Raw genomic sequence first — 11505 nt, forward strand, 5'->3', positions numbered from 1 at the left:
GATTCTACCATACAGTCCCTATATTATTAGTGAATTTTCTTTGAAGGATATATTTTCTTGATATTTTAATCGGTATTTTTACATAGACTTACAATTTATCTTTTTACGCATAGACCGGGGAGAAGAGTGCCCCTCCGATCCTCGCTTGTATTCAAAATGAGCGCTCAAGTCATAAGACTTGAGCGCTCTCAGACTGTAGACAAAATAACTTTGAGAACACCGAGCTCAAAGTCACGTTTCTTTTTTATATTCCTTCAGACAGGATTGGAAGAGGGACGGAGCCGGTCCATGATCGTCTCCTGGGTCGAGGCGATCTTATCGGCAATCGTGAGGAGCCAGCCGCCCCGGGAGAGTGGGGGAGAGAAGAGATTGAGGGGCCACATATGGCTTCGGATCATGGCTTCTTCCTCCGGAGATATGGAAAAATCCCGGCGGGCGTTGTCGGCCGCAATACGGGCATGGTGGTAGCCATGGAGCCGGTCATGGTGCTTGTGCCAGTCGTAGAGATAATAGTCGTGAAGAATGGAAGCGCGGACCAAAGACCGGTCATCGGCCTTTACGCGCAGAAGGTGGTTGAGCCGGTAAGCCGTGCGGGCCACCCGCAGCACATGGGCATAGGTGGTCGTTGAACCGTGCTGGATATATTGATTCATGCGCAGGACCCGGATATCTCGGAGCAGGTCTCCGCTGATCTCCTGGAAGTGCGCTTCTTCGTGTTTCTTCATGGCCTGCCCTGCTCTGTGTCGGTCTGTAAAGCTGTCAGAATGATTATGAACGCTTTTTCTCTCGCAGGCAAGAGGCAGGAGAGAAAAATCAGGATTTTGGCTTGCGTAGGATGAACTCCTGCAGACGGCGGAAGGCCTTGGCCGCGCTCCGGGCGGCAGAGGCACCGGGCTTTCGGCCGCGGTAACTTCGGATGGCGCGCAGGTGGTAGCGCTCGCGGCGCGTCATGCCGGGAAGGGTCTCTTCCGGACCTCTCTTTAGGGGAAGGGCTTGTCTGGAAGCGGTTTTTCGCACCATGGAAGCAGCTTCAGACAGGTTGTCTCTGGCATTTAGGGCGGCCTCCCTGGCGGCGGAGCCGGCGGCAACAGCGATGGCACCGGGCCCCAGGGAGGCGATCTGGACGGTAGACTCCATCCGGCTGTCAAAGGCTTCCTGCAGCAGGTCCAGGCGGTGGGTCAGCTGGACCAGGGACTCGATGGTCAGGCCGGTGTCCATGCCGAGATAGAAGGCCAGGAAGAGGCCCAGAAGTATGGTGACCATGGGATGCCGATGGTCCGGGATCCTCATGATCAGGGGGATGACCCACCGGGTGATGGCGATTCCGGCCAGCCCGAACCCAATCGAGGCGGGGAGGCAGATGCGCCCGTGCAGATTCAGGGGGATTCCGCTGTAGTCCCACCAGACCGCGTGAAAGAACTTCTCCAGGAGATAGGAAGTCAGATACTCTATGATGGCGGACCCGATCATACAGATCAGAAAGATCTGCCAGATGGGGATTTGAGCCAGACCGCTGCTGCTGACGGGCAGGTCCAGGCGGCCGGTTCGAATCAGGTAGACGGGCAGGTCCCCGAAGAGAAAGAGGCAGAGGATGGCGCCCAGTCCATAGATGGGACAGATTGGCCCGTAGAGAAAGCCCCGGTTGTCCCAGTGGCGGGTTCGGATCGTGCAGTAACAGCACTCATAGAGCCATCCGATGAAGGAAAAGAGCATGAACTTATTAAAATAGGATACCAAGATCATGAGATCTACCTCGTCACATTTGCTTCTATCGTTCTCTCAGATATCTGATCAGCCGGCTGTCCCCGGAGCGGCGGCCCGGGCGGGGGCAGAGTGTCCAGAAAGGCCTTGGCGGCCGGTGTCAGATGACGGCCCTTGAGACAGGTGTACTGGATTTCTCTTTTTATCTCAAATTCATCGAGTTTAAGAGTCGCAAGTCTTCGGTTCAAGACCTCCTGCGCCACGGACCTGGTCGACAGAATCGATATCCCGATATTATTGATGACACACTCTTTGACGGCTTCTTGATTGCCGATCACCATCCGGTTCTTAAAGTAAAATGCATGCTCCCGAAAGAGCTCCTCCAGGAATTGATTCTGTGAGGAGTGCTTTGTCTTGGAGATGTACAGGTCCTCCTCTACCTCCCGAAGGGAACAGTGGTCCCTCCCGAAGAGGGGGTGAGCGGAGCCAACAACCAGGGCGAGCCGGTCTTCAAGGAAGGACCGGCTGATGTACTGGTCTCTGGAGGCCTTGTCCCTGAGAATATAATCGGAAATCACCGCAAACTCAAGCTGATTCTTGTGGAGCATGTCCAGGATGGTTCTGGAGTCGTTGATGATCATATTGATCCGGATCTTGGGATAGATCCGGTGAAAATGGGAGATAAAGCGGGGCATGATGTAGACGCCGATGAAATTCGTGGCACCGAAGCTGAGCGTTCCGGTCTCAAGACCCTTGATCTGATGCATGTCCTCGATCGCGAGGTTATAGGTTGAGACAATTTGCTGGGCATATTGGAGGAAGTTCCGCCCCTCCGTGGTGAGGTAGCTCCTTGACCCGATCCGGTTGAAGAGGGGAACCTGCAGTTCCTCTTCCAGCGCCTGGATCCGCTTGCTGAGGGCCGGCTGAGAGATGTAGAGCAGTTCCGATGCCCTGGCGAAGTTCCCCTTTTTCGCGAGCACCAGGAAGGAGTTTAATTTATCAATGTCCATAGAGGGTCACCCTGCATGCCTTTGCAGAAAAGAAACACTGCTATATTAATCGCTTACAATATTATAACAGATCGTTATTGATGCTGAAATATAATTCAATTTGATTCAGATCTCCTTCCTCTCCTAGAATGAATGATAAGAAATGCATGCATGAACATTCTCAGGGGCTCCCAGAAAAAATCTATGTTTCAGGAGAAGAGTATGAGTAAAGAAAAGGGTTTTAAATTACTGTCCGGGCAGACGATCGGGGCCTGCCTGGCTCTCGCCGCCTTATTGATCTTGATGTTTATGCCATGCCCCGAGGGCATGACCGTGGTGGGGCAGAAGGCGCTGGCTCTGTTCACATTTGCGCTGATCATGTGGATCTCCCGCCCGATTCCCATCTATTTGACATCCATTGTCGTCGTATTGCTCCTTCCCCTCCTCGGAGTGGTTGAGAAGCAGTCCTACGCATTCGGAATGCTGGGGAAAGATATCATATGGCTTATGGTTGCGGCATTCGTCCTGACCTCTGCCATGAGCGCCTCTAATCTGGGGAAACGAATCGCCCTGTTTCTGATCACCAAGTTCGCCAAGACACCGACACAGACCCTGGTTGTCTTCGTCGTGGTGAATTATATCCTGGCCTTCTTCGTGCCCTCCACCACGGCGCGAGCATCTCTGATTATTCCCATTGCCCTGGTGATCCTGGAGGTCTACAAGGCCACACCGGGGAAGAGTCGATTCGGCAAGCTTCTGGCCCTGCAAGGGGTGCAGAATAACGCCTTCGCCACATCCGTAGTCATGACGGCGACGAGCGCGCAGGTCCTGGCGGTCGGCTTTATTAATGAGCAGACCGGAGCTCACGTGGGCTATATGCAGTGGTTGTTGGGATCCCTTCCCCAGGCGATTATCACGACGATCATCGTCTTTATCCTTGGCGTCCGGTTCTATCATTATAAGGATGAGTTCTCGGACAATGTCTCGGGTGCGGTTGCCTCTCTGAAGGCACAGCTCGCCGATCTGGGCCCCATGAGCGCCAAGGAGAAGCGGGCAGCGGTTATCTTCCTGATCACCCTGCTCCTGTGGGCGACCGGAGACTATCAGAAGAGCTGGTTCGGCTTTGCCATCAGCACGGAGCAGACGGCCGTGCTCAGCATGCTCCTCTGCCTTATGCCCGGAATCGGCGTTATCAAATGGAAAGAGGCCAATATCAAGTGGGATCTGATGATCTTCTCCGCCGGAGCTTATGCGGTCGGAGGCGCGCTGGACAACTCGAAAGCCGCCAGCTGGATCATTGACCGCCTGATCAACGCCACCGGTCTGGATCAGCTGGCCCCGTCCATGGTCGCAGTCGCCGTTATTTTCATTACGGTATTCAGTCACCTGATCTTCACCAGCAAGACGGTTCGAACCACCATCCTGATTCCGGCCATCATCACCCTTGCCAAGGGATTGGGGATGGACGCGGCAGCCCTGGCTCTCGTGTGTTCCTTCGGCATTTCCTGTACCATAACGCTGCCGCCCCACTCCAAGGTCAATGCCCTCTATTTCGGAACCGGTTACTTCGATGTCAAGGATGAGCTCCTGTACGGGATCGTCGCCTGCTTTGTGGAGGCCTGCGCCCTCTGCCTGGTCTATTTCACCTGGATCAGGTTCGTACTGTAGAACTGATTCTGCAAGTAGAGAAAGGCCCATGAAAGGAAGTGCTATATTATGAAGAACAAAATTCTTCTGTCCATCGCAGACGGATTGGGAGACCGCCCCTGCGAAGAACTCGCGGGCAAGACACCCCTGCAGTATGCAAGAACGCCGCACCTGGATGAACTCGCAAAAGAGGGGTCCTCGGGGATTATGGATCTCTACCGGGCCGGGACACCGGTGGGGACGGACTTCGGACACATGATTCTCTTCGGCGGCTACGGCCCGGAGGATTATCCGGGGCGCGGCCCCATTGAGGCCTTTGGTGAGGGGATGGAACTTCGGCCCGGAGATGTCGCCTTTCGCTGCAATTTTGCCACAGTCGATGAAGACCTCCTGGTCAAGGACCGGCGGGCAGGCCGGATTCGCCGGGGGACCGACAAGCTGGCGGGGGCTCTGAGCGGACTGGAGATCGATGGGATTCAGGTCCTCTTCAAGGAGGCGACAGAGCACAGGGCGGTCCTGGTCCTGCGGGGAGAGGGCCTCTCCGACCAAGTCACGGACACCGACCCCAAGGTGGAGGGGGAGCAAATCCGCATGCCCCGGCCTCTGGATGCGTCCGAAGAGGCGGCCTTTACAGCAGACATCCTGCGGAAGTTCCTTCTGCGGGCCCACGAGATCCTTGCGGATCAGGCTCTGAATCAGGAGAGGGTCTCTTCCGGACTGCTTCCGGCCAATGCCGTTCTCACCAGGGGGGCGGGGATGATGCCGCAGATCCGGAAGATTACAGACCGCCTGCACTATAGCGCCTGCTGTGTCGCCGCTGAGAGCACAGTCCTGGGCGTTGCAAGGCTGGCGGGCTTTGATGTGGTGACGGATCCGGACTTCACAGGGAATCTGGACACGGATGTGGAGAAGAAGGCGGCCCTGGCGGTCAAGGCCCTTGAAAATCACGATTTCGTCGCCCTCCACTTCAAGGCGACAGACCTGATGGGTCATGACAATCAAGCTCGGAAGAAGGTCGAGGCGATCGAGAAATATGACCACATGTTGGCCTGTGTCCAAGACCTCCTGTCCGGCAGGGAAGACCTCGGCAATGTCATTATCGCGCTTGCCGCAGACCACTCGACCCCCTGCGAGCGGAGGGAGCACAGCGGAGACCCGGTTCCGATTGTCATTTCCGGCAAGAACATCCGCAAGGACGAGGTTACTTCCTACGATGAGATATCCTCCGCCTCAGGAGCTCTCTGCCGTATGAAGGGGGCGGACTTCAACAGCAGCCTTCTCGACTATCTGGAAGTCTCTCCGAAGATGGGGAATTGAACCGATTGGGGAACCGGGTCGGAAAGCCGAGTTGGGAGCTTGAAATGCCGACTGCAAGAGAGAAGAGGAGAAAACATCACAGAGATATTTCATAGGGCCTTGACATTTGTAACATTTATGTAATAATAAGAGCCATGGATAACAAAAATGTTAAAAACAAAATCAAGAACCTGCGTCAGTCATTGACGGAACACAAGCTGCAGAACCGCCTGGCAGTCGGTCTTCTGATTGCCACTACGGTCTTCTCCGGGGCCATGTCCCTGCAGACCATGGGAAGCACGGGAGACCCTGCCATGGCTTCTTCTCAGTCTACGGAAGCCAGTGTCAGCCAGAACCGGGTCGACCTGGTAGGAGAGACTGAGACCGCTGCAGAGACAGAGGCGACTGTGACAGACCTGTCCCAGGGGGTCACGACCAGGGCGGCAGAGGCTCTCTCCCAGACCGGCGGCAATACCATCGCCGAGGCCAAGAGGAAGTCTGATGAAGAGGAAGCCAGGGTGAAGGAAGAAGCTGAGGCGGCCAAGAAAGCCAAGTCGGCCGAGGAGAAGGCAGCGAAGGCCAAGGCGGCCAGAGAGAAGGCAGCCAGGGAGGCGGCAAGCGCGCAAGAGGCTTCTGCTGAGACTGAGGACAATGTGCAGGACTCCGGCTCTGCAGATGTCAGTGCGACCAGCCCCTACTTCGGCTCGAACGGACTGCTTGTCATGGCAGGAACCGGCAATGCCCGCAGGGTTGCCAGCTTGCTTCTGTCGATTCCTGGGCACAGGAACGGAGCCGCTTATCATAAGTCCACCGGGCTTGACAGCCTGATCGATTCCCTCTCTGTGGAGGAGGCCACCTGGGTGGTTCACACCATTGAGGGAAGAGGATTCGGGCAGACCGGATCCGGCTATGCGGGCGTCGACAGCCATGCCAGCCACCAGGCCTTCCTGACCAAGCAGGTCAACCGCAGATTCGGCGGCAATATCAGAACCCTGCTCAAGAGGTGGGGAACCTTCTCTTACGGAGGATATTAAGAAGCACCGGGTCCAGCGATCATAAGGATGAATTAGAGGAACCTCTCTCGCCGAAAGGCGGGGGAGGTTTTTTGTTAGGGGCCATTGACAAGCGAAAATCGGATCTGCTAATATTTCCTCTTAAGTTAGCAATCGCTAACAAGAAAAACGCGAGCTCGTCAGCGATTTCCATAAGGCCATCGAAGAGAGGAGAAGAGAGGTGCGAAGAGCAATCGGAAGAGGGGGAAGCCTGTTTGCGGCGGCCCTGCTCGCAATCACAAGCTGCTTCCTGCCGGTGTCGGCCGCGGAGAAGCAGAAGGGGCCGGCAGAGGTCAAGAGCGCTGCAGTCACAGGCTTCCTGCCGGAGACGCTGAATCTGGAATTTGCAGATTCAAACTGGATGAATCAGATCAGCCAGGTGACCGTCAACGGAAGCAAGTACAGCAAGGGAACGATCAGCTGGGGGACTTCCGGTAAGGTCTGGCAGCTGGCGGATGTCGTGGGAGCCTATGGGAGCTACCGGGCCCTGAAGCTGGTGAACCCGGAGTATCCGGCCAAGATTCAGATCGAGGCGGAGGGCTATAAGCCCATCACGGTTCGGGTGGAGAAGAATGCGGCCGTCTATCCCTACACATACAAGGCGACGATAGAGAAGAACAATCCGGGCGGCCAGACGGATCCGTCAGGAGCTGATAATCCGGGCGGCCAGACGGATCCGTCAGGAACTGGCGATCCGGGCAGCGGGAACACAAGCCCGGGGAAGATCCGCTTGAGCCAGCTGAAGCTCAGCCAGGACTCCTGGGGCAGCCTCTGGAAGATCGGGATCACTGGTGCGGATTCGTATGTCTCCAAGGTAAAAGAGGTCCTGGTCAACAAAAAGACCTGGAGCGAGGTCCCCTATAATCCCAGCAGCGGCGGCAAATACCAGAAGAAGACGGATTCCAACCAGCTCCTCTTCGCCTCCAAGGATTTCAGCGCGGCTCAGACCGTTCCCATCCTAAAGAGCGGGGACAGCATCTGCATCAAGGCAGACGGATATGAGGATCTGACCTTCAAGTTTGTCGTCGACACCGACGGCAAGGCCAGCCTGGTCGCAGATGACAATGGCGGAGATCCCTACGAGCTCAAGGTCAAGCTGGAGGGCTCCTTCGAGGCGGCCATCAAGGGGCAGAAGAATTATGACGGCGTCACAAGCGCCAGCCTGAGCGGAGCCTCATCCAACAAGAACAGCAGGGTCAAGGTCTATGGGGCCCTGGTCAAGAAGGGACAGGAGCCGACCGAGAAGGACTGGGAGGAGCTGGATCATCAGTCCAAGATCCGGCTGGATCCCAACCGGTGTAAGGTAGACCTGGTTCCCGATACGGCTAAGGGCACACCCGCGGGAAATCGGAGTGGGATGGAGGGCCGCTATCTGACCCTGTCCAGCAGTCTGACCTTAAGCGGAACACCCAAGGATCCGGGCCACTATCTGGTCTCCGTTTCTGTCGCAGACCAGCAGGGACGCACGGCTAGCAGCAACAGCCTTCCCTTCACCATTTATTCCGGCCAGGAGAAGCTGGCGGATCGGCTGAAGCCGGAGAATCTCAAGAAGTACGCCAGCGGACACATGGCCTGGGATATCATGGAGCCCTGGGCGATTCGGGAGTTCGGCAGCAATGTGCCGGGAGAGGACAATGCGGTTCGGGTACCGGCAGACTTAGAAGCCTGGTTCGGCTCCCATGAGAGCGGAACCTATGGCGTCTTAGGCTATGATATCGCCTGGTCGGATGTAGAGAAGGGCAGGATTCCACAGACCCTTTACATCCCCAAGGGCTGCAATCTGACCATCAAGAACATGAAGATCCTGAGCAGTGTCCGCATTGTCGTGGAGAAGGGAGGCAAGCTGAACCTGTTGGACTCCTCGGTGCAGGGGATCATCGACGTGCGGGACGGCGGCAGCTTCTCTATGAATTACGATTCCTTCGCGGGCAGGTTCATGACAGGGGCGTCCATCTGCGGTCAGCTTCGCCTGGCAGACGGTGCCATTGTGGAGAATGCGGCGATCTACTCCCATGCCAACTATCTGGCCAACGGACAGAGGACCGACCGGACGACATCGGAGCCTGTTGTGACAGCAAGTGGCAAGGTGACGGTCAAGGGCCAGGTCTTCATCAAGGGAGATGATGCCGGAAGGGATATCGGCCAGACCGCCCTTCGCGTGAACGGTCAGCTGCAGCTGGAGGACGGAGCCCTGCTGGCGGCCTTCGGAGGCCCGGGCAAGGTTCTTCTGGATCGCGAGGGGGGCACTGCCATTGAACTGGAGAAGGAAAGCAAGATCACAGGAAAGGGAAAGGTCGTAGCAGTCGGAGGCGATGTGCTCTGGGGGACCGGCGGAAGCGCGGTCACAGGACAGGGCAGCATTGAGACGGAGGAGGCCTTCCTCCAGGGGGCCAATGCGAGCAAGCTGAGAAACGCCACACCCGGCAAGGCGCTCGGTGAAAAGATCCGGCTGACCAGTCCCGGGCAATACCTGGCCGATGGGGTTCAGAGTGAGGCAATCGGTGCGGATGATCCCCTAAAAGACCTCTACTGGAGGACCGGGATTGATCCCAAGCCTCCCATTGAGAAGTACCGGACCAAGCCGGTCAAGCCGGATGATCCGGGCAAGGACGATCCGGGTAAGACAGACCCGGACAAGACGGACCCGGGCAAGGATGACCCGGGCAAGGACGATCCGGGTAAGACGGACCCGGCCAAGAAAGATCCCGGGGCAAAAGATGGGTCATCCTCTCTCAAGCAAAAGGAGTCCGGCCAAATCGGGGGCAGCAGCCAAAGTGCTGCCGGGCAGGGGACAGTGAAATCCAAGGCGCCGCGGACGGCAGACCGGAGACTCCCATGGGCGGAATTAGCAGCCGCGCTTCTGCTGGGGACTGCCCTTACCGGAGTCCGCCTGGCCATCATCCGTGGAGGCAAGGCAAAGCGCAAAGAGTGAGACCGGTCATAAGAGTAAACCGATAAGAACCGCTGAAGACCTGTAAATCAGGGACTTCAGCGGTTCTTTCGGTCCTTTCGGTGCGCCCGGCGGCGCATGTTTCCGTAGTCAGTCCAGCAACTGCCGGACGCTCTGCCTGCGGAACAGCTGATAAGGGGTCTTGAAGGCGGCTCCCTTGAAGTCGGGGGAGGAGATGCCCTCAAGCAGGAGCTGGGCGGCCTTTCGATCCAACCGGGAGTTCTTGACCGAGCCCTTCTCCTGGCCCAAGGGGCTAACGTTGGAGAACTTCACGACAATCTTTACGACCAGCCATGTTCTGACTTACATCAAGAACAGCGCGATCGTCTGGGCCGCCTGATTTCCATCGCCTGGCCGGGGGGCTGGGAGTGGATGCCCTGGATCAAGGACCATGGTCCCTCGGAGGAGGGCGGCTATCGGGGGATTATGTCTTACCCCCGCCTGCTCTCTCTGGGGGCCGACGGGAAGCTTCGAATCGCGGTCAGTAGCCGGGGAGGCGTCTGTCAATTATCCTGGAATGAACCGGAAGAGGGAAAAGAGCTATAATAAAGGAGTAGCAAAGTCTGCATGCGGAGGATCTTTGATGAAAAAGTACGATGTTCTGGCCCTGGGCGAGTTGCTGATTGATTTCACGGAGAATGGGTTCTCAGAGCAGGGAAACAGCCTCTTAGAGGCCAATCCCGGCGGGGCACCCTGCAATGTCCTTGCCATGCTTGCCAAGTACGGGCGCAAGACGGCCTTTATCGGCAAGGTGGGGGAGGACGCCTTCGGAAGGAAGCTGGCCGAAATCCTTAAGGACTGCGGCATTGATACCCAGGGGCTCTGTTTCGATCCACGGGTGCATACGACTCTGGCCTTTGTCCACAAGCTGGCGAACGGAGACCGGGACTTCTCCTTCTACCGCAATCCGGGGGCTGATATGATGCTGTCTGTGGAAGATCTGAGAGAAGACCTGATCAGGCAGAGCCGGATTTTCCACTTTGGAACCCTGTCCATGACGGACCCGGGATGCCGGGAGGCGACGAAGCGGGCGATCGCTCTGGCTGAGGAGGCGGGAGCCCTGATCTCCTTTGACCCCAACCTGCGCTCGCCCCTCTGGAGCGATCTGGAGGACGCCAAGAAGGCCATCTTCTATGGAATCAGCCGGTGTCAGGTTCTGAAGATCTCGGACAATGAGATTGAGTTCCTCACCGGAATCAGGGACTACGACCGGGCGGCCAAGTCCCTGCAGGAGCAGTTCGGAACCAGGCTGATCTGCGTCACTCTGGGAGACCAGGGCAGCAAGGCCTACTATGAGGGCCGGGTCGTCTCGGCCGGATCCTACCCGGCCGAGGAGGTCATAGATACAACCGGTGCGGGGGACACCTTCACGGGCAGTATGCTGAATTTCCTCCTGGAGAGGGCGGATGGACTCGCGAGTCAAAATGAGGGATCCAAAGCGGGCCAATCCGGCGCAGAGAGCATGCTCCGGGGACTGACGGATCAGGACCTGAGCCGGATGCTAAAGCGGGCCAATGCGGCTGCCTCTCTCATCGTCAGGAGACGGGGCGCCCTTCGCATGATGCCGGAGAAGGAAGAAGTTGCGGCTCTCTGCGGGGAGGAGAACTGAGAAGAGAAACCGACCGGCTCCTGGACTTCGTTCTCGATGTGGCCTCCGGCCAGAGAACCCGGGCAGAGCTCCACGACTGCCGAGATATCGCTATCTTCAAGGATGGGGTGACCCTATAAGTCCCAAATGCAAGAAGAACACAAAAATCCCTTCCCGATGCAGGTGCTGCCGCGTCGGGAAGGGATTTTATGTCATGGGGGGAATCAAAGGGTTATAGGACAAAACGTGTTGATGGCTAATCCCATTGATCATAGAATCTGT

The 11505-nt window shown here is 57.0% G+C and carries 10 protein-coding genes; 7 read left to right on the plus strand and 3 right to left on the minus strand.

What is annotated here, in order from left to right:
• Nucleotides 1–254: 254 nt before the first annotated feature.
• The 3 genes from ACO5R6_RS07095 to ACO5R6_RS07105 form a co-directional block, all read right to left on the minus strand.
• Nucleotides 255–725 (minus strand): HD domain-containing protein, encoded by a 471-nt coding sequence (locus ACO5R6_RS07095; RefSeq protein ID WP_485626491.1) that lies wholly within the window; start codon nt 723–725, stop codon nt 255–257.
• 88 nt (nt 726–813) lie between these two features.
• Nucleotides 814–1743 (minus strand): putative ABC transporter permease, encoded by a 930-nt coding sequence (locus tag ACO5R6_RS07100; protein WP_485626492.1) that lies wholly within the window; start codon nt 1741–1743, stop codon nt 814–816.
• A 5-nt stretch (nt 1744–1748) separates the two neighbouring features.
• On the minus strand, nt 1749–2711 hold the full coding sequence (locus tag ACO5R6_RS07105; RefSeq protein WP_485626493.1) for a LysR family transcriptional regulator: 963 nt from the start codon (nt 2709–2711) through the stop codon (nt 1749–1751).
• 201 nt (nt 2712–2912) lie between these two features.
• Here ACO5R6_RS07105 and ACO5R6_RS07110 point away from each other — a divergent pair, with 201 nt between their 5' ends.
• The 7 genes from ACO5R6_RS07110 to ACO5R6_RS07140 all read left to right on the plus strand — a co-directional run bounded on the left by ACO5R6_RS07110 (nt 2913) and on the right by ACO5R6_RS07140 (nt 11244).
• Nucleotides 2913–4358 (plus strand): SLC13 family permease, encoded by a 1446-nt coding sequence (locus ACO5R6_RS07110; RefSeq protein WP_485626495.1) that lies wholly within the window; start codon nt 2913–2915, stop codon nt 4356–4358.
• Between the two features lie 48 nt (nt 4359–4406).
• The gene (locus ACO5R6_RS07115) at nt 4407–5654 is read left to right on the plus strand and encodes a 2,3-bisphosphoglycerate-independent phosphoglycerate mutase (protein ID WP_485626497.1); all 1248 of its coding nucleotides are present in this window, start codon (nt 4407–4409) and stop codon (nt 5652–5654) included.
• Nucleotides 5655–5788: 134 nt separating this feature from the next.
• Nucleotides 5789–6667: a hypothetical protein gene (locus ACO5R6_RS07120; protein ID WP_485626498.1), complete on the plus strand. Its 879-nt coding sequence runs from the start codon at nt 5789–5791 to the stop codon at nt 6665–6667.
• Nucleotides 6668–6866: 199 nt separating this feature from the next.
• On the plus strand, nt 6867–9617 hold the full coding sequence (locus tag ACO5R6_RS07125; protein ID WP_485626499.1) for a hemoblobin-interacting domain-containing protein: 2751 nt from the start codon (nt 6867–6869) through the stop codon (nt 9615–9617).
• A gap of 193 nt (nt 9618–9810) precedes the next feature.
• On the plus strand, nt 9811–9975 hold the full coding sequence (locus tag ACO5R6_RS07130; RefSeq protein ID WP_485626500.1) for a hypothetical protein: 165 nt from the start codon (nt 9811–9813) through the stop codon (nt 9973–9975).
• A 32-nt stretch (nt 9976–10007) separates the two neighbouring features.
• Nucleotides 10008–10181, plus strand: coding sequence for a hypothetical protein (locus tag ACO5R6_RS07135; RefSeq protein WP_485626501.1), 174 nt, complete (start codon nt 10008–10010; stop codon nt 10179–10181).
• Nucleotides 10182–10218: 37 nt separating this feature from the next.
• Entirely contained in the window at nt 10219–11244 is a 1026-nt protein-coding gene (locus ACO5R6_RS07140; RefSeq protein WP_485626502.1) for a carbohydrate kinase family protein, read from the plus strand.
• Nucleotides 11245–11505: the final 261 nt, after the last annotated feature.

The organism is Shuttleworthella sp. (assembly GCF_057251025.1).